21 protein-coding genes are annotated in these 20558 nt (G+C 37.4%); 1 reads left to right on the forward strand and 20 read right to left on the reverse strand.

Annotated elements, in window-relative coordinates:
* Positions 1-85: 85 nt before the first annotated feature.
* Complete coding sequence (locus I3B46_RS17600) at positions 86-469, reverse strand: hypothetical protein (protein ID WP_163762170.1); 384 nt, start codon at positions 467-469, stop codon at positions 86-88.
* A 12-nt stretch (positions 470-481) separates the two neighbouring features.
* Positions 482-1813: an MFS transporter gene (locus I3B46_RS17605; protein ID WP_163762171.1), complete on the reverse strand. Its 1332-nt coding sequence runs from the start codon at positions 1811-1813 to the stop codon at positions 482-484.
* 98 nt (positions 1814-1911) lie between these two features.
* On the opposite strand from I3B46_RS17605, the gene I3B46_RS17610 reads away from it, so the two are divergent.
* Positions 1912-2805, forward strand: coding sequence for a LysR family transcriptional regulator (locus tag I3B46_RS17610; protein WP_104873242.1), 894 nt, complete (start codon positions 1912-1914; stop codon positions 2803-2805).
* 157 nt (positions 2806-2962) lie between these two features.
* Here the strand turns inward: I3B46_RS17610 and I3B46_RS17615 are convergent, their stop codons facing one another.
* The 18 genes from I3B46_RS17615 to I3B46_RS17700 all read right to left on the reverse strand — a co-directional run bounded on the left by I3B46_RS17615 (position 2963) and on the right by I3B46_RS17700 (position 20488).
* On the reverse strand, positions 2963-4063 hold the full coding sequence (locus I3B46_RS17615) for an ABC transporter substrate-binding protein (protein ID WP_053109752.1): 1101 nt from the start codon (positions 4061-4063) through the stop codon (positions 2963-2965).
* A 62-nt stretch (positions 4064-4125) separates the two neighbouring features.
* A complete protein-coding gene (locus I3B46_RS17620; RefSeq protein WP_104873241.1) occupies positions 4126-6330 on the reverse strand; it encodes a TonB-dependent siderophore receptor in 2205 nt (734 codons plus the stop codon).
* A gap of 523 nt (positions 6331-6853) precedes the next feature.
* Positions 6854-7153, reverse strand: coding sequence for an HdeA/HdeB family chaperone (locus I3B46_RS17625; protein WP_014657621.1), 300 nt, complete (start codon positions 7151-7153; stop codon positions 6854-6856).
* 280 nt (positions 7154-7433) lie between these two features.
* A complete protein-coding gene (locus tag I3B46_RS17630) occupies positions 7434-7661 on the reverse strand; it encodes a HEAT repeat domain-containing protein (protein WP_014657620.1) in 228 nt (75 codons plus the stop codon).
* A 786-nt stretch (positions 7662-8447) separates the two neighbouring features.
* The gene (locus I3B46_RS17635) at positions 8448-9575 is read right to left on the reverse strand and encodes a hypothetical protein (protein WP_060561403.1); all 1128 of its coding nucleotides are present in this window, start codon (positions 9573-9575) and stop codon (positions 8448-8450) included.
* A 40-nt stretch (positions 9576-9615) separates the two neighbouring features.
* The gene (locus I3B46_RS17640; protein WP_231405873.1) at positions 9616-12201 is read right to left on the reverse strand and encodes a fimbria/pilus outer membrane usher protein; all 2586 of its coding nucleotides are present in this window, start codon (positions 12199-12201) and stop codon (positions 9616-9618) included.
* A gap of 22 nt (positions 12202-12223) precedes the next feature.
* Positions 12224-12976 carry a fimbrial biogenesis chaperone gene (locus I3B46_RS17645; RefSeq protein WP_104873240.1) on the reverse strand — a complete coding sequence of 251 codons (753 nt, stop codon included), beginning with the start codon at positions 12974-12976 and terminating at the stop codon, positions 12224-12226.
* Positions 12973-13656, reverse strand: a complete 684-nt coding sequence (locus tag I3B46_RS17650) for a fimbrial biogenesis chaperone (RefSeq protein WP_014657614.1) — start codon at positions 13654-13656, stop codon at positions 12973-12975. The genes I3B46_RS17645 and I3B46_RS17650 overlap by 4 nt, the downstream gene beginning before the upstream one ends.
* A gap of 10 nt (positions 13657-13666) precedes the next feature.
* Complete coding sequence (locus tag I3B46_RS17655) at positions 13667-14236, reverse strand: fimbrial protein (protein WP_014657613.1); 570 nt, start codon at positions 14234-14236, stop codon at positions 13667-13669.
* Positions 14202-14759 (reverse strand): fimbrial protein, encoded by a 558-nt coding sequence (locus tag I3B46_RS17660; RefSeq protein WP_080574253.1) that lies wholly within the window; start codon positions 14757-14759, stop codon positions 14202-14204. The genes I3B46_RS17655 and I3B46_RS17660 overlap by 35 nt, the downstream gene beginning before the upstream one ends.
* Positions 14731-15429 (reverse strand): fimbrial biogenesis chaperone, encoded by a 699-nt coding sequence (locus tag I3B46_RS17665; RefSeq protein ID WP_060561401.1) that lies wholly within the window; start codon positions 15427-15429, stop codon positions 14731-14733. Before I3B46_RS17665 ends, I3B46_RS17660 begins: the two co-directional genes overlap by 29 nt.
* Positions 15430-15476: 47 nt before the next feature.
* Positions 15477-16055, reverse strand: a complete 579-nt coding sequence (locus I3B46_RS17670; protein ID WP_014657610.1) for a fimbrial protein — start codon at positions 16053-16055, stop codon at positions 15477-15479.
* 337 nt (positions 16056-16392) lie between these two features.
* A complete protein-coding gene (locus I3B46_RS17675; RefSeq protein ID WP_163762172.1) occupies positions 16393-17421 on the reverse strand; it encodes a hypothetical protein in 1029 nt (342 codons plus the stop codon).
* A 28-nt stretch (positions 17422-17449) separates the two neighbouring features.
* Entirely contained in the window at positions 17450-17995 is a 546-nt protein-coding gene (locus I3B46_RS17680; protein WP_060561399.1) for a fimbrial protein, read from the reverse strand.
* 12 nt (positions 17996-18007) lie between these two features.
* A complete protein-coding gene (locus I3B46_RS17685; protein ID WP_060561398.1) occupies positions 18008-18532 on the reverse strand; it encodes a fimbrial protein in 525 nt (174 codons plus the stop codon).
* A complete protein-coding gene (locus tag I3B46_RS17690; RefSeq protein WP_060561397.1) occupies positions 18532-19038 on the reverse strand; it encodes a fimbrial protein in 507 nt (168 codons plus the stop codon). Before I3B46_RS17690 ends, I3B46_RS17685 begins: the two co-directional genes overlap by 1 nt.
* A 12-nt stretch (positions 19039-19050) precedes the next feature.
* A complete protein-coding gene (locus tag I3B46_RS17695; RefSeq protein ID WP_060561396.1) occupies positions 19051-19677 on the reverse strand; it encodes a fimbrial protein in 627 nt (208 codons plus the stop codon).
* A 46-nt stretch (positions 19678-19723) separates the two neighbouring features.
* Positions 19724-20488 carry a fimbria/pilus periplasmic chaperone gene (locus tag I3B46_RS17700; RefSeq protein WP_014657604.1) on the reverse strand — a complete coding sequence of 255 codons (765 nt, stop codon included), beginning with the start codon at positions 20486-20488 and terminating at the stop codon, positions 19724-19726.
* Positions 20489-20558: the final 70 nt, after the last annotated feature.

The following is a 20558-nucleotide window of genomic DNA, read 5'->3' on the forward strand; positions in this document are numbered from 1 at the left end:
GTCGAAAATTCGATTAAAAATGATAATGAAGATGAAAAAACATTAGCCTACTGTTCAAAAATACGCTAACGCTTTAATAAGTAAGTTAGTTTTTATTTATAGGAGTTTCATGCAAATATACCCAAAAAAAACGTTCCCCGAGTACCTTAATACAAACCGTAGCAGTTCGTAACAGCCTTGATTCAGGGGTTTCATGCAACTCTTGATACTGTATCCAGCAATACTCACCTAGCTCAAAAATTGGTTTAATATCTGATAATGTGATTGTAAGTGAAGGCCTTGTGCCTATATTTTGGCTAAACAACTCATTCACTTGCTCTAAACCAATACGTTCTCCCTTAATTGTCACCATTGCAAAAGCATCATCAAAGCTAGCTAATAAAGGGGTTAATGCATGCGTATCTTTGCCAGTAAATACATTTTCAATCAAGATATGTAGATCTATAACACTCTGCAACGCTTTTTCCATGTGACTCATAAATTATCTCTCTTTTAATACTGCGATTAATGATAGTAGGCCGACAACCGCTGCTATCATGAAGGTATACTGATAGCGTAATAAATCATTTTGTACGGTGACGACACTAAAAATAGATACCAACACGACCGTTCCCACACTGAACGAAACTTGGCGATTAATATTCCATAGCACACTCCCTTGCAATAAATCCTTCCCTGAAAAATCAATTAATGCACTGATCTGAGCGGTATTAGTACACAACCCACCACCAGCCCCCATTAATAAATAAGCAGCAATGAGTAGAGGCAAATCTGAATAACTTGATACCCAAAACAGCAACATTATTCCTAAGCTATGAGTCGTCATTCCTGCAAAAAATAGCGTTTTCTTACCAACTTGGTGATAGAGGTAACCACCACTTAGCATTGATAGTAGTGCCCCCGCGGCATATAGCAGCATAAACATACCCGTCTGAGCTGCACTAAAATGCAAATTGCTTTGTAAGTTAAAAATATTGAGTAAATTGACACCTGTAAATACACCAGGTACTGCGTAATAAACAATAAAAGCATTACGCAAATTGCTATTTACGAGTAACTGAAAATTTAAAATGGGCGCCGAACATTTTTTGGCGTATTGAAGATATAAAACCAGAATAAAAGCGGAAAATAGAAAGCTACTTACGGCCAGCACAAGGCTATGATAGTCGTTATAAAATGAAAAGGATAACAATAAGAACAGTAAGCTAAAGCTCACCATAATCAACCCTATCACATCAGGTTTTTCTCTTTGTTGCCGCCCATCATTATTCACCCACCACCATGCTAAGATTGCCGCAAATAATGAGAAAGGCAAATTAGCATAAAATACCCAGCGCCACGATAATGAATCAATAATCATTCCCCCTACTGCTGGAGAAAATGCAGGAGCCGTTAAAGCGACAACCATAATTAAAGTTGAAATACGATGGCGCTCTTTATCTGGAAATAGCTCAAAAACGAGAGCCTGTCCCACAGGGATCAATAGCCCACCAGCAATGCCTTGAATAAAACGCCAAACTACCAAGCTATAAATTGAATGACTCAGCCCACACAATAAAACACTGACTGAGAATAACAGCATAGAAATACTGAGCAGTTTCTGGTTACCTAATTGCCCAGCGAGCCACAAACTCAATGGCATGATCAGGACTAAACCTAAGATATAACTATTAGCGACCCAAGCCACCATTGATTGGCTGGTAGAAAACGCTGAAGCAATATCTGGCAATGCAATCGCTGACATAAAAATATTAATACAGTCGATAAAGAAGCCGATTAAAAAAACAGTTGCGATTTTATATCGATAAGACATACCTACCTCCGGCGCACAAGAGTAGGTATTCCCCCTTTCTTTGTCGATATAAGAGGATTAAACTCATTGTTTAATAATGACAAACAATCAGACTGATTATGCAAAAAAACCTTAAGCAAATAACCACTTTTCTGCAAGTGGTGGACTCAGGCTCTTTTACTAAAGCCGCTGATATTTTAGGTATGAGCCGGTCTATGGTCAGTATTGATATCAAGCAGTTAGAGATACGGCTGAATGTCAGTCTGCTCATACGTAATACGCGCAATATTGCCCTCACCGAGGCGGGTAAGCATTTTTATGATGACTTTAAACGTATTCAACTAGAGATAGAAGAAGCGTTTGAAAGAAGCCAAAATTTAGCAACAAACGTCACAGGCTTACTGCGTTTTTCATCCACGAATGAATTTGGCCAACGTTATATTTTGCCTTTACTACCTGAATTTTGTCGCCTTTACCCGAAGTTACGCCTGCAATACAGCTTTAATTCATCATTAGATGATTTGGTCACCGAAAAATTAGATCTCGCGATACGTTTAGGTAATTTAAAAAGCTCATCACTAAAAATACGCAAAATAGGTGAATACCAAATCTATATTGTGGCGACCCCTGAACTATTAAAACACTATCCCGTTAAAGGTATTAACGATTTAGCACAAATTCCTTGGATAACCCATTCATTACTCAATTGGCAAGATACACAATACGTTCTAAAAAATACTCTAGGGGAAAAATACCCTCTTCCCATCATAAAAGGCCAATATGAATCGAATTCAGCATCGGTGATCCAGCAAATGGTACTGGCCTCTCTAGGTGTCGCTATCTGTCCTGATTGGCTAGTTAATGATGATATTAATGCAGGGCGTCTCATTCGTTTATTACCTGAATTTTATCTACCTTCACAGAATATTCAGCTACTTTATCCCAATAGCACCACTCTACCTGCGAAAACACGCGTCTTTATTGATTACTTAGTTGAAAAATTTAGCCTATAAAAAAAGCCGTGTCTCATCGAAACACAGCCTTAAAATAGCATCGTAACTGTCAATAACGCTGGGTGCGGCTAGGCAATAAATGACTAAGGCGCTAGAGCACAGACTTGTGTGAGTATGAGTCAGCGTCATCAGCAAAGCGTAAAGTATGACGAGTATATTAAAGGGCTATCCAAAACACTCCATTCGCTTTAATAGCCGTAAACTGCTGTAAGAATTCCTGCAAATTTTGCTCTGGCTCTAAGGTTGCAAAAGTCTGCGGATGCATAAACTTAGCCATGGCTTCAATAGCAAAAATATTCATTGGGTTATTATAGAAATTATGGTAAACCGCCATGACATGCTTATCTTTTACCGCTGTCAGCGATGAAATCCCTTGGCGATCGACAAGCTTAGCCAATTGCTTTTTAGCAACCGTTGCATCTGCATAATAACCCAGTTTAACGGCTGTTGAACGGCGATTAAAATTCTGCCAATCTGCACCGGTTAATAAATAAAAGTCAGGGTTTAGGGTAATAATGTTTTCAATTGAACTTTCAGCACCTTTAGCCGGAAACTTGTCTTCCACTAAGTTTTTACCACCCGCAAGGCTTGCTAAAACCCCAAAACCTGACCGACCGTAGAGCTGACAACAACTATCCGTGAATAAACCCGCATTAGCCTCAATTAATACCGATGGATAAGGTTTTTTCAATTGCTCTTCAATGGCGGCTAGCTTTTCTTGATACAATTTTGCAAAGCGGTTTGCACGTTCCTGAGTTCCTAATAATTCACCTAATAACACAATACTTTTTGGCGTGTTATTGGCGATATCCATACGGAAATCAATAAAAATAACCTTGATCCCTGCTGCTTCCAATTGTGGCATAAATTGGCTATCGCGCATCGCTGCATAATTAGATTTATGCATTAATACCACTTCTGGCGCCAGCTCAAGTAATTTCTCAATTTGAATGCCCGTCTCACGGGTTTTTCTTAGTGTTGGTATTTTGGCTAACTCAGGAACCGCAGAAAAATAAGCCTGCTTTAAATCAGGCGCGTACTGTTCTAACGAATCACTCCAGCCAACAATACGTGAAAAAGCGTCTTGCCCCGCGGCAATATCGACCGACAAAATATCTCTTCCATCAATCAAAAATAATTTTTCGACAGGAAGATCAACACTCACTTCACGTCCTTGTAAGTCCGTAATTAATGTAGGCGTTTTAGCTGACGCAATTACACTGACTAAGCATAATAATCCGGTTAATAGCCATTTCATTCAATAACCTCATTGAGTCATAAAGATGAGCCATCAATAAGATGACTCATAAAATATTCAACTTAAAACGTCACACTATAATTCAACGCAAAAGTTCTTCCTCTACCTTTATAGGTATACAGATCTGCTGCCCCATAACTCGGGCTATATAATTTAGGCGCACGCTGTCCCCAAATGGTGGTGTAATCTTCATCCAGTAAATTTTCTACCGCAAAACTGACTTTACCAACTGGCAATAAATAACTGCTTAAGAAATCCACGGTATTATAGCCATTGAGCTTGTTACCATCCGCATCTGAAACATTAAAGGTTTGCTGGCTTTGTAAACGTAGAGACCAATCATTAGGCTCCCATCCCACATAAGCAGTAACTTTAGATGGGCTAGCAAATTTAACGCTCCATTTTTCCCATTTACCATCCACTTTGGTTTCTGACTTTTGCAGATTAAAGTTACTACCAACACTCCAATCACTATTATCGAAGAAATAATCAATCGCCCCTTCCACACCATAAATACGACGTTTATCTGACTTCATATAAATCGTCATATCCGTATTATTAATGTCATAACTTCTGTCTGACAATGAATAATATGCTGCAATCTGTGTACGTAGGTTCTCGCCGGTATAACGCCAGCCCAGCTCATAAGAGTCAACTTTAATGCCTTTAACTTTAGTATCATTAATATTAATACTATTTTCTAATGCCAAATGCCCATTAGCATCAGGGGCTGCTGCGTATTTCCCTGTACCATAATATTTTGCAATATCAGGAATTTCGAAGCCTTGAGAGAAATTAAACCATGTTTGCTGATCTTCCGTTAAATTAATTAGTAGACCCGCATTAAAGAGTAAATTGTTATAATCAGTGTTCCCCCCAGGTACTGCATCGGCGGATTTTATCTTACCTTCTGCGATTTGCTGCTGTTGAGCATACCCAACAAAATCATCCACTTTGTTTTCGGTATATTGATAGCGCACACCGCCGCTTAAAGTGAATATTGGATTAATATCGTAGCTGCTTTGTAAGAAAGCGGCCATATTGGTTGTGGTATAACTTGGATAACGCCCAACTTGATAGGCTTTTTTCAAATCCATACCACCTGATTCTTTCGCTTTATCTAAATTAAAGAACATTTGATTAGCACGAAATTGTTCGTGCTCAGCGTCAGCACCATAAGTCAGCGTCAGATTATCGACAGGCTCACTATTAAACGTCAGCTTAGTGCCATAGAAATTGGTTTTTTGATCGGAAGCACTAATGCTGGTCACATCCTTTGCTTTATTTAACGCGGGGAATGGGTAAAATTTTTGTGATTCATCACGATAATAAACTTGAGCAACAAAATCTTGCCCCCAAAGGTCGCCATTTGAATATTGTAAATTCAACATATGGCGCTCAGTACCCGGTAAACGATCTGAGTTTAATTTGCCGCTATTATAGGCTTCGCCTTGGCCTTTCACCGCCGCAAAATCTTTGCCTAAATAAAGCCCATGTTTGCCATCGGACTCACTTTTATAATATTGAACCGTGGCTTGTAGCTGCTGATTATCATCAATATTAATAACCCCAGCGCCCATTACATCCAAGCGGTCAGAAAATTGTAGGCCTGTTTGTGTATTATCAATATTAATTGCCTTACCTTTGCCATCATACCAACCGCCATAACGTTGATAGGCAACAGATAAACGACCATGGGCGTTTTCATTACCCCCACTCATTGCCGCAGCAACATTTTCATCATGATCTTTGCCATTACTGAAACCGGTTTTTCCGCCAATTTGCAGGTCAACTTGTTTTTCTTCTTGGCCTTTTTTGGTGACAATATTAATTAATCCACCACTACTACCGCCCCCATATAAAGAAGTCGCGCCAGAAATCACCTCAATATGGTTAATATTAAATGGGTCGATAGAATCTAATTGGCGGCTGTCACTACGCGAAGAATTTAAACGTACGCCATCCACCATCACAATCATTGAGCGGCCACGCATATTCATGCCGTAATTAGTACGTCCTTGACCGCTAACACTCATACCGGGGATCAATTGTGACAGAATATCTTTTAACTCTTTTCCACCTTCTGCTTGCTGTTCAATTTCAACATTATCAATAACCCATGTGGTTTGGGCCATCTCCGACACACTTCGATAAGAACGCGTTGCCGAGACAGTCATTTCATCTTGTTTGTTTTCTGCTGCGAATGTTGCTGGTGCAATAAATGAAGCAAAACATGGAGAGAGTATCCAAAGATGCTTAATTTTCATGTGCCTAAGATCCTAATAGGTTGTCGTGTTTTTTTAAAAGCCGCGGCCGATAGCATTACGGCTTTTTATCCGGCTAAATTAGCGGCTAATTTTAACTGATAACAAACATACTATTAAGAACTATTATCATTATAATGCTTTTTTTAGACGCTTTCGGCAGATAAGAAGATAGGAGAAGCCAAATATTTATAAATCAGAAAAAGAAATGCTGGAGGAGATCAGACAAAAAACAGGTTTATCGGATTTTGAGCTACCATCAATAACAAGTTATGACTAAGTCGCTATGTCGTCGTCGAGCCAATTAAAACGATATATAAAATGAATAGTAAGGTGTTTGCCTTTGATTAAACTAAAAACAAACACCACATTAACAAGGCTTTGATTTTGTACTACCCATAATATTTCAAGTGACAACGTTATTGATTAGGTTCGCTCGTATTCACCACAACATTTTGTCTGTGCCTAACGACTTGCTCACTTATCAACTAACATAAATTGAAATTATCTAGGGCATAAATTTAACTTATTTTTTTGACGCTAAGTAATCTTGTAACGTACCTTCAGGGTGCTTCTTACAGAATTCAACAATCTGTGGCGCTTCAGCAACGCTTTGCTCTGTTAACGCAACATAATCACCACCTTTAAATTGTGTATCCATATTGGTGATCCACAATGCAACAGGTGCCCAGCTTTGCGGGTTCAAATTAATATATTCCTGACAAGTCATTTTTTCAGGCGTGACAATATTCGAGTCCGCAGCCATCGCATTAAAAGAGAATGCTGCCATAGCAGCTAAAACGCTAGAGATAACAATCTTTTTCATTATAAACCTCTTATGTGTATAAATAATGCATAACAATGTGGCTGTTTATTTTTATCACAAACTTATTAAAGTTTATATAATCTTATTTGGATGATAAAAATAGAAAACAAAAGACTTAATTTGACCATCTTTTTATAATTAACTTAAATTGATAAAATAGAAAAAAAGCTTTCATTTAAGTTTCTATAAGAGTAAATAAAAATAATAATATAAACCTATCACTGAACCTAATATTTAAAATATAAATTGTTTATTGGAATAAATGAGCATAGAGATTTCATTATTTTTCTGTCCCCGGAAAATAACCGGCTAGCTTACTTAATGACCTAATTGATGATACTGCCACCTCTTTGTTAGGATCCTTGCATAGCGCCATTAATCTTACAACAGCATTATGTTGCTCAATCGTTGCTTTATAATCCCCTAATGCAGAAATAGCCGCAATTTTGACATCATCGTTACCTCTAAAGGTAAGCTCAATCAATGTGCTTATTATTTGTTTTTCCATGAGTTAGCCTGTTATAGTAAGAAATAAGTGAATGTACTTGGTTATTTTAAGTCAAATAACTAATTACATCCTACTGTATTCAAGAACAATTTAAGTGGCTAATTGGAAATTTACTCCCATTTATTATGTGTTTTAATATTTATAGCGATAGTTCAAATTAGACGTAAGATTTATAACATAAAATACTCGTCGTTGGATGAAAGGGCACTATCCTTCATTAAAAAACACGACTCATAGTTTAAAATCGCCATCCATACTCATTACGTACTCAGAGAAGATCGCTATGTATAAAACCTAATTGTTGAATATCAAGTTGTTGTAATACTAAAGCCCGTTAAAAATGGGAATCAATTAACGATACCAGCCGTAAAATTGATATATTCAGGGCGAATAGATATAATGTGGAGTTATAATATAGAAAAATATGAAGGCAAAAATATTATGAAGTTAAAATCTATTGAAGATTAAGACAGGCACCTGAAACTACTAATTCCACCACATGAATACTTTAGAAGAGGTAACTTAATGATATTAATATAATTTCCACATAAACAACCGTTTAAAAACAGAAAAAAATCTACTTAACCATTTCAAATTAAGAAATAAGTAACATTTGTTATATTTTAACTTACTAGTTATACTTATTAAATTCCAACACTTAATTAAGTGATTTTTTATTTAAAAAATTAACCAAGAATATATTAGCAATAACTCAATTAAATATTACCAAAAAAAATAAATTAAAATAGCAACCTCTCATATTAAATCAATATGAGAGGAATTACATTACTTAGCAAATATAGATAAGTCTAAAGCACCATAATAAACACCTGGCTCAATATAGTGTTCATCTTTGCATAAATTCCAATCTATAGTGAACTCACCACTATAATTATCATATTTATGTTCTAAATCAATATCAAAGGCTTCACCATTAAATAAAATATCCCCCTCATCATCACAGTCTGAACCATTCTGATTGATTATCCCTTCAATATATAAACCATTATCTTCATAGTCTTCATTAATTAAGTAAAACTTATTTGGTTCGTCTTTTATTAGCCCAGTTTGCAATCGAACAGAGCCTAGAACAGTATTTCCAATGTTACTATCACAATCAATTTCAACAGTCACTCTTTCATAATCAACCAATCCTGTTGACTCATCAGAAGATAGATAAAACCTAGATGAAGTATTTCCATTCACATCGATTGTGCAAGCATCAAGAACATCAATGTTAAAAGAACTAACTAATATCTCAGATAAATCTGTAGTTCCGTTTGCTTTTGCCGTTAATGATGCACCATATAGTTGAGGAACTATTGTACCATCACTTAATGCTATAAAATATTCCCCTGGCTCTGCCAGATCCGGTGATATAAATTTAATTTCTGCTCCTGTTACAGTAATATCAGTAACTCGATCATCATTTGGTGAAAATAGTTCCCCATTAAGGTTTTCTGATGGGGAGTAACAATATGCATATGAACTAGACTGCACTAAATTATCAATCTGAACAACTTTACCATTAACAACTCTTACACTACCATTATCGTGATTACCATCTAAATCAACCCAACTGGATGTAGCAAAAAAACTTAATGAAAAATAACCCACATGTTCCATGTCACTATTTAACAAATGAAAGTAATATTGGTCATCTTCTTCATAAAGTTTGTCGCTATTTAGGCAATAGTTTCCATCATGGCTTATAGAGATAATCCCAAATACATCCCAATTCCTAGGATCTTCAGTAGGGCCAATTAAATTAATACTAGAACTAATTGATACATAAGATACTTCTGTATCCGGTGGAATAGTTACATCAATAGTATTAGCAACCCCTAATGAACCTTTCAGTAAACACAACACTAAGATAGCTTTTGCAACACCCTTTTTAATCGTTAATATCATTATTTCATTCCTCATACTAATACTGGCTATCTTGCATTAATCACTGACACGCTAAGCTGATTTTTCTAATTGGGTTGTCTTCCGTTACTGCAATATCTTTCAAATGAGAATAATGAGTACCACACGATGCACTGTGGCTATTTCCCCATTGGATCAGCAATGTTCCGGAATCAGGTAACCCACTCATATAAAGTTGGCCGTTATCACCCACAATACTGGTGTTTTCTTCATTTGTTTCATCATCAACCAGCTTAGCAATCGCCCCAAAAGGGATCACACCGTCTCGATAGGTTAGTGAAATCAGTGCCTGCATCCCGACACGTGTTGGGAATTTCGCTTTAACCACCGCGCCTTTCGTCGGGTAAACGTTTTGCGAGGTCTTTGGTAACGTCACATCATCGGGTAACGTATTTACATTCAAACCAATGGTATTTTTGGCGTATTCGTTCACGTTCGGGGCAACCGCATAACCAAACATATCAATTTTTGCATTACCTTGATTTAACGAGGTCCCATCCGCATCCGGTGCTTCAACTAACACCACGGAATTGCCTAATGTTCGTGCTAATGTCAGGCCACCTGAATGGATCACCATCCCACCATTGACGCCCGCATTCACAGAAGAAGAACTTGATGAATAGTTATATCCCCCAGAAAAGCTGCCTTTTGAGGTGTTGTAATTCAGACTAATGGCGCTATTACTTTCTTGGTTGTTATTTCCCATACTCTGTGAAACAGAATAAGACAAGTCTCTGTCCAATAATGAACCGTGCAGCCCGACTTGCTGGCTATAGTTACCGCGGTTGTTTTTGGAAATATAATAATTACTGCTCATATTTCGTAAGTGCTCTTCATTGGTAAATAAACTGAAAGGCACATTCACATTGAAAGAAATTTGATGGTTTTTAGGCCAATCATTACGGCTATCGGATTTTCTGTAGTCAATCGCATAACTGACGTTGTAATTCACCCCTTTAAAATTACCGTTATACCCTGTCGATAATTGGGTAGTTTCAGTATTGGAGTCCCAATAATCGGTACGACTGCCACTTAAATAAATCGAGCCATATTTGCCCAGTGATTGTGAAAGCGCGGTTCGGAAACTAGAACGTTGGCGTAATCCTAACCAAGGTGCCACACCATCATTGAGCTGATAATTATGTGTATTAAAATCAGAGAAGCTGAAGAAATGACGTGTGGAATAACGTAATGCGGTTAAATCGACATTAGTTCCTGTAGAGGTTAAGCTTTTTGAATATTTAATCCTAAAAGATTGACCTTCTTTTCGATCACCAGAGACAAAAGAAGCTGCTGCATGGGTAATATCGACGGACAAAGCGCCAAAATTCCCTAACGAAATCCCCGTCCCCATCACCCCAGAAAAATAATCTTTGGAGAATAAAGAGCCACCGTATAAGGTCACATCATAAGGCAAGCCATAAACCAAGCTACCCAACAAAAATTTAGCGCGTTTAGAAGAGCGCGTTAAATTGCCGTTATATTCTCCCGCCGTCACTTCATATTTCATGCCACCCGGTCTTAACATCACGGGTAATGAAGAATAGGGATAAACAAAGGTTCTTTCAGAACCATCTTCTTCACTGATATTGACCTGTAAGTTCCCTGAAGAGCCCGTTGGGTATAAATCTTTAATGCTAAAAGGCCCCGGTGCAACATAAGTTTGATACACCACATTACCATTTTGGCTGACAGTGATCCGCGCATTAGATTGTGCAATGCCATTAATTTCAGGAGCAAAACCACGCATACTGGAAGGCAGCATTTTTTCATTCGAAAACAGCTTAATTCCTTTAAAAGGAATACTGTCAAATACATTACTGCCCGTTGAACTTTCCCCCACCAACACCTCCCCCCGTAACGCGTTAATGGCTCGCATCACATAGGTGTTTGAAAAAGTCGACGTGCGGTTAGTGTAATTACGCCTTCCTTCTGAATTCGAATAGTAATAACGATAATTTGAACGCAAACGCCAAGCCCCTAAATTGACGCCGCCACGCAGGCTTAAAAAGGCATTATCATTATTTTGAGTTTCTCGTTGGGACTTATTACGGCTGTGACTCCCATTGAGCTGATAAGAAAGCAAAATTGCAGGGATCCCATTTTCCAACAGCCCTTCAGGCACATAACCATTAGCACGGTTATCCATATAAATTTGCGGAATACTGATTTCCATGCTCAGTTTAGACAAATTTGTTTTCACAAACGCGTCGGGAATATAATCCCCTAATGCGGTGATCGCTTCATCATCCGAAAGTTTTTGTAACGTTGGGATCGAGGCTACATTCACACCAAACTCACCGAGCATAGACTTAGTGAACTCAGCGGAAACATCACCATCATGGCCTTTTACGAAAGTAACATCCATGCTTCCCATATCTTTTTTATTGATAAATACCGTAATATTGTATTTACCTTCAGGAACCGTATTGGCTTTTTCAAATTGAGATAAATCGATTGAGTTCGGATCCATTCCTGACTGCAAAGATAATAGTTTTGGGTCAAAGTAATCCTCTGCATAAGAATAACCAGCAATGCCAAGACAATAAGAAATAAAGCTCAGATAAAAAATTCCACTTTTCATCTTAGACGAATGATATAATTTCATAGTTATCTCTCAGTGATTTTTTTTATAGTTTTTGGGTTTGCTCTGGCATTTCCAGCATGAATTCATTTAATAATCGCCATTTCACCGTGGCATTCGCATAATTCCCTTTCGGTAATGAATAACTTTGTTTGCCAAAAGGTGGAATTAATTTAAACAGTTGCATATTGTCAATTTGATATTGACCCACCGCTAATTTCCCAAAGGTTAAATAAAGTGGAGACTGGTTATCAACGATCAGTTTTCCATCAGAAACAGTAAATTTAAATTTATCTTTAACATTAACCATTTTAAGATTTTTAATCGCTTCTGGGCGATAATAAAACTTATAATGTAAAACTTTTGATAGAGTTAAGCTTCTATCCATTTTTTTAAATTTAACAGTATTTTTAGTTCCTTTCGGGGGAATAGACTTTAATCGAATAAAAAACACTGACTCCCGGTCTTGAGGTAATTTTTTTAAATTATCAATTTTTTTGATTTGCCAGTTATATTCTGACTTGGCCTCTAGCCGATATAAGGGTGGTGTAATCATAAAAAGAACTGAATCCGCTTTTTTCGCATTCAGCCCTGTCGACTCATCAGGAATGGCAATATCAGCTTGAACAAGATACGCATTTTCATCATTATTTTTTAATAAAAATGATAGTCCTCGGCTTTCTTGATGAAAAACCAATCGTTCATTAGGAAAGCGCAAGCCACTGCTAGTATTTTTTGCAATAGCTTGATGAAAGTTTAATAGACCTAAAAATAATATGATTAATGAAATTATTTTCATTTTTTAGCCTTACTTTCAAATATAAAAGGTTTAGTTGTGCCGCCATAATCATTCATTATTCGCCATGAAAAAGAACTAAGCCCCGCCATATCAGGTATCGTTATATGTGAATATGGAGCAACCATTTTATTCTTTATTTTACGATTATTATTCACCTTCATATCAACTAAAGTAGTATAATAAGGTGTTGGATTATTAATGGTTAATGTATTATTTTCATAGCTCACTGATATCTTTCCATACGAGTCTTTAACTGCCATATCTAAGTTTTTAGGCCGATAATAAAGTTTAATAACCAAATTTGTAACTATGGATAATTTTCCACTACCTTTTTCATCATTTTTCTTTGGTGGAATAGCTCTTGAGCTAAAATAAAATACACTCTCACGATCTTTTGGCAACAAGCTTAATGATGCAGGAAAAATACGCATCATAAAGGTTGAGTTTTTTTCAACTCTAAAAATATTAGGTGTAATAATAAAAAAATCGCTTTTTTTATTATCTACATCATAAATTTCATTTTGAACAAGAAAGGGAGATCCCACATTATTTTTAAATGTCACAGATGCAGATTTATCACCTTCATTGAAAATGATCCGGGTCTTATTTAAACTTAAACCAGCAGAATAAGTAAAAAAAGAGAGAAAAAATAAGAAGACAGTAAGCGTTATTTTTTTCATTATAATCGCCCTAATCTGAAAAATAGCTAAAAGTGACATGAGCGGTAAAGTCACCAACATCATCTTCCGAACAGCTTTGTCTAAGATCATAACAGGCTAATACTGCGGTTAAGATAATATGTTCATCTCCATCATCAATATCATCAAAAACGATATCTCCAACTGCAAAATTCTCTTGTTCATCTTCATCCATGATAGCGACACCAAAATAAGCATCGGGATCGCTATTAAAGACATAGCCATCAGAGCCATCAACAATACTTCCAGACGTCATTTGAATATAGCTGGTTGAAAAATCACCTTCACAATCTTGAAGAATAATTTCAAACTTTCTCCTCTGCGTTTGCTCAATAATGTCCTGCATTGATACAATGCCAAAATCAATTTCATCAGAAGCTTCATAAAGATCTTCGACAATAATGTCACAGGGCTCTTGATCAACATAAGCTGTAAATTCAAAACGGATCGAATCATTATCAGCTTTCACTGAAATGGAAAACAATAAACAAAATAAGAAAGAAAAAGTAACCCAATATTTTTTCTTATTATGGTATTTGTAATGAGAGTTCAATGGCAGCATCAATATCACCTGATGTTATGGTTTGATTGTCAATTTTTGCAGCAACAACTTCAAAATAATGCTCACCAGTCCCTGACTCGACGATTGCCTCATCGCCAGAAAAAATCACTTCCTCACATGCACCATTGTCATCACCGCAATTCATCAATAAAAAACCCACATTGATCGCGCTATCTTCATACAACACGTTATTTTTTATGTGTGTACTGCTTAATGGTGTAATCACAATATCGATGGATTCGGTGTCCTCTGAGATCCCTTCACAGCTATATTCCACCGTGAAAGACTTGCGATAATTACTTTCTTCGCCCGGCTGCAGCGCGTTCAGTACACTGCTGCTAAAAGGCTCATCAAAAATAACTTCCTGATCGCTATCTGCGGCGAATTCACAAGTTGCATTAGCTACCGTACCACTAAAATAAATCGTCGCACTTTCATCAGCCAAGCTGACCTTAGATAGTAAAACTGCTGGCAATAATACCCCTAAAAAATACTTATTGAATTTCTGCTGAATAGCCATCATAACCCCCTAAATCATTAATTGCAGTCCATTTTGCTATTGCCCCTTTTGGCGTTTTTAGGTCAAAATTAATACTTGAAAATGGTGCTATCATGTTATTTTTATTATCTGAACTAATAGTCATCACTTTATTATTCAGCGTAACGCTAAATAGACTGATGTAATAAGGTGAACGATTGATAACCTCAGTTTTATTACCAACATTTTTAAATACTAGCGATGACTGTGCTTCTTTGGCTGTTTGCTTTAAATCTGTAGGTCGATAAAATAATTTGATAATATTATCAAAACCGATAATTACCCCTTCGCTATTTTTATCTCTCGCTGGCACCATTCGTGCTTTAAAGTAAAAAACAGACTCTCTATCTTTAGGTAATTGATTATTGATCAACATAATGCGCACATCTTGCCTGCTCATTTTTTCTAAACGAAATAAAGGTGGAGCCACTTCAAAGGCATCGGGATATTGCTCACTCGCTATCGTGATTTGTGTCAGATAATTAATCTTTTCGTCATTATTTCTTAGTGTCACAGAAACACTTTTTTCACCTTGAGGATAAATAATGCGTGTTGCATCAATACCTACTCCAGCGGAATAAGCAAAGTTATTTAACAATAAAAAATTAACTAAAATAATAAACAACCAAATTTTTAATGACAGTGTATTTTTCATAAATTTTTATTAAGGTGATTACAAAATTTGTAATCACCTTGCTTTAATTAGTTATAAGCTACGCTAAAGATAACAGGTACATTCAGAATATCTGTATCATTAGCACCATTGAGTGCGAACAGGTCTGCCTGCATTGGTAATAAATTTACTGCGTTACCATCAACATCAGTTGCAGCGCCTTCATCATCCGTACTCATAGCCAGTGATTGATTAACACTGATTAATTGGTTTGGTTTAATTTCAGTGGCTGTGCCTGAAGCAGGATTGGTTTTAATTCCCACTGCTAATGTTTTTGCATCAGTGTTAGCAAAGAGATTAGGATTAAAGATACTTGCTTGACCATCTGCGTATAAACTTAATGCACCAGAAGTGGTTTCAGCACCCGCACAATTAGTTAATACTAAGTTGAAATCTTTATTAGCAATGGATGTTGTTGGACCTTGAGTCACGCTCTCAGTTGTGAAAACACCAAAGTCAACAATAGAGCCAGAGCTTGTTGCAATATCACAAGTTCCTTTCTGCAATTGTGCTTTAAAAGTTACCGTTGTTGTTGTTGCTGCCATAGCAGAACTTGCAACGCCAGCCGCTAACATTAATGCAGCGATAGATGCTAATTTAATTTTCATATTGAACCTCTTTTATAATGATATAAACGTGCGACACCATATAGAGACAGAACAATTCTGACTCTCTATTTCTTTGTATAGAAATTAATTTATTACCCTTCGGTAAGTAGCTTATTTACAATAAACAGTAATGTGACAATTTTTATATAACGCCTCTACTAACTAATAAAGGGGACAAAAAATAATTTGTTAATATTTTTCATTTCGCTAATTTTAAAATCATTTTTTAAATGTTAATGGCTCGAACCCTAATCGAATAATCATCGATTTACGATATTTCATTAGAATAATTTATCGAAGATTTATATATAAAATACACTTTATAATTGGGCTACTTTTATTCATATTCGATTTTTATAATACCTGACTTGGAATAATTTCCAGGAACAAGGTCAGTATCAATACTACTCACCTGAGCCCATAATATGGAGTTTTCTACTTTATCCCGATGCAATTGCCAATTGTTTTTCTTAGCAGACCAATAGTTATCATCAAATGACATACTTACCGTTAAGCCCCCCATATGCATGTCCTGAGGTAATACTTCTAGATTCACTATTACATCACTATTACATTGACCACTGATGACTCCACTTCTATTGGCCTTCATAGCTGAGTTCTGGTCAACAACCCCTAAATCTAATGTATCTTCATCTAACCAAAAATTACAAACGAGATCAGGTTCTATCGGTTCTATAGGCTCTGTCGGTATAGGCTCCCCTACAGACAAATATGCATGGTCGCCACATGACAGTCCATAAAGATCAGCATAAGGAATAACGTTTGGTCTTGCACCAGCACCATGAACATAAACAGGTGAACTCCGACCAGGCTTAGTATAAAAACCTTGAGGGACATCAGTTACATATACTTCTGCAGATAACCCTGGTGCGCTAAATGTCGCTATAAATTCAGGTTTCCCTAAAGGCATTCCAACCCATCTAGTTTGCACTCCAACACCACCGCCAAACCCCTTATCATATAATGCACCAGCACTATTATAGACGGTGCCTGTAATTCCTGGCTGCATAACGGTCCAGCCAACAAATAATTGCGCCTTAGGATCTACAATTTCACAATTACCTAAACCATAATAAAATGATTCATTTATATTTAAACTAATAGTACCGCTATAACTATACTTTAGCGTTGATACTTTATAACTTTTTCCATCTATAGCTACACCAAGCCAAATATCATTTGTTTCCATTACATCAAAAGTAGATGAGGTATGTTGAAATTCAACACCAGGAATTAAATATGCAGCCCTCATAACTAAATTAAATATTCTGGTTTCATTAGGGTATGGTTCCGCATAAACAAATGGAGAAATAAAAAAGAATGCGAATATAATTTTTAATTTCATAAAACTCCATTAAACCTCAATTAAATATTTATTCATAGCTTAACGCATAAGTCATGATTGCATTGAAATCTCCAGCCACTAAACTTTTATTTGCTAGAGCTTCTCGCTCTCCTTGTACATAGGCTTTTAAACGAATAAGCATATCGCCATCAACAAGCTGTACACTATAATTTGACTTTCCATCTATAGAAATAGGCCGACCATCTAAATATTCTAAGCCTATTCCTGCACCTTTTGCTTCACTTCCTGGTGCAAACCTTAATAAACCTTCATTATTTGTTGATCCTGAAAATGAAGCTTTAACAGTAGTACCTAACGATGTATCGCAATCTTTCAATTCAAATGTTATTAATATTCCTGAAGTTCGGGTAAAGCGATAGAGTGATTTTGTTGGAGTAACACCTAAATCATAATAAGCATTCTCCGTCCCTGGTTCTATCGTACATGGAAGAGCAATTAAAGTGCCCCCATAGTGAATAGTTGTCGAAGATGATGCCATAGAATAAATTGGTATTAATCCTCCACTCAACAGGAATAATATTAAATATTTAAAAGCTATTTTATAATTATTCATATTGTTTCCTTTTTAAGGATAACGAATTTCTACTGTGCCAGTAGCTGAAAATGTACCTTCAAATAAATTGCGATCATCTTCTCTCACAGGAACAGCCCATAAGGGAATTACCTTTGAATAACCACCTGACATTACGATGGGAATGTCATCATTATTAGGAGAAACAACTTGGTCTTGATAATATAAACGTATGCCAAGCCCTCCAATACTCGTTTGTACAGCATCATTATCAAATGGAGCATTCATACCGTTATATCCCATATACAGCTGCACACCATTACCAAGGTCATTACCGCAAGTCACTATTAATGTAAAATCCTTCCTATAATTAATTCCGTCGATCCTAGTAAGCCCGACTTCATCAAAATCAACATAAATTGGATCATTTTCCCCCGATATATCACAAGGTGGATGGCCAATTAAATTGCCATAAAAATTGACTTGTGTAGATGCTTGTACAGGTATCATGATATATCCAGATATCAATACACTGGCTATCAGCCATAATACAATGGAAATTACACGTTGTTGTGCCATTACTCATACTCCACAGTAAGTAACGCCGAAGCCGTAAACGGACCGTCATCAATTCCAGCTGATCCTCTTGCTACAGGAACAACAGACAACTCAGGTTGATTGCCGTAAGTAAAATAAACCCAATTATTAAACGCAAAAGGATAGCCATCTTGTTTCACTCGCAGCCCTAAATTAGGTTCGCTCGTACGTAATAAGTTGGCATTAAAATTTGCCCCGGAGTTATTTTCAAAACGTAACTTAAGTGGAGTACTATTGGTTGCATCGTCACAATCAAGTGTATAATCAATCGGTTGCTCGTAGGCTACACCATCGATATTTTTGATAATCATGTCACCAAAATCTACTTCAATGGCTTGATTATCATTTACATCACAAGTTTTAATCTCAATACGTATAGTTACCCTAAAGTCTAACTGAGTTGAACCAGCTAAAACATCTCTTGGTAGTAATACCGTTCCCAACAAAACACTATACAACCAGAGTATTTTGAATGTTTTTTTTCCCATAACTATTTCACCTTACTCATAGCGCATTTCAAAAGAAATCAGCGCAGAGTACGCTCCCGGCTGCATCAATTGTGCCGTACGTACCGGTGAGACATAATAGGTCAGCGTCGATTGCCCTGATGGCAGCAGATCTGGGTTACTATTTTGATTTAAAGGCAAGATTTGCCCTGCCTTATCACTCAGTACTAAACCAATCCCTTGTGCGCCAGTCACTCTGGCAAAATCCGGCATCCACGGTACCGTTGGCGCAATAAAACGGATTTTAACCGCCGGTTGGGTGCTACTCCACGCGGTTTGCCCAGTTTGGACGTTTTCCAAGGCACTGTTCACTTCGATACAATCTTGCAGTTCAAGGTGAAACGCCGTTGCACGCCCTTTATCCCCCACGGCTTTCAGTTCCGCCGTTTCGGTATTGCCCAATTCAACCGCTTGATACGCCGAGGTCATCGCTAAACGGCACGGACTTTCGGTCAGTGAACCCGACACATACAGCGCACCGTTGGCACCATCGACCTGCCAGTTATCCACAGGACGATACAAACGCGTATTGTTATCTTCGGCCTGACTGCCCCATGAACAGACAAGTACGCTGCCAAACAACACAGAGGTGACAGCATGATGGAGTAATTTGTGTGTCATCGGTTATTCCTTATCGTCATGATGCAGACAAAGCAAATATAATGGTTTACGGTGTCGCAGGCTTATCGTTCGGTACCACGTGACATTGGCTACCTTGACATTGGAAGGTCAAGTTTGGACGCCCGCCGTAATCATTGATGTAAGTCACGACCGGACGCTGCCCTAATGCATTGGCACTCACCCCCAACGCGCTTTCACCAAACGGTGGCAACATGATGGGTTTAAATTCTTTTTTATCTTTGTTGTCCAATGCCTTAAGGCTTTCTGCTGCATTAATCACTGTCACATAATACGGCGTGGGATTTTTGACCATTACCGTATCGCCTTGTTTTTGCAGGGTTAATTTTTCTTGCCATGGTGTGCCCATTTTGGCCGGCACAATCGCTTTTGGCCGATAGAACATTTTTACGCGGGTTTGTAAGGCAATCTGTAACGTGTTGGGCTTATCGCTTTTAGGCGGTATTTCACGCAAGTTAAAGTAAAACAAGCTCTCGCGATCTTGTGGCAAGGTACTAACCGCTGGCAGGGCTTCGATTTTCACTTGGCTAGATTTGCCGGGCTCCACACGCTGCACTGGCGGCAATACCACCAATGGCGAAGTAATTTTGTTGCCTTCAGCATCATCAATCCACGCCTGTGCTAGATACGGTAATTGTTTATTGTTGTTAGAAATGTTGAGTGACATCGATTTTTGGTCACCGTTAAAAATCACCCGAGTACGGTCAAGACCAATCGCCGCGTGTGCCATGCTGCTTAACCACATCATGCCCATCACACCCGCTATCAAAGCGTATTTTTTATTCAGTTTCATGCTGTTATAACCTTTTTAATGTCATCTCGGAGACACCATCGCGTCACCGCAAATTCTGTTCATACCGTGC

It is taken from the genome of Providencia sp. 2.29 (assembly GCF_015832305.1).
GTDB lineage: Bacteria > Pseudomonadota > Gammaproteobacteria > Enterobacterales > Enterobacteriaceae > Providencia > Providencia stuartii.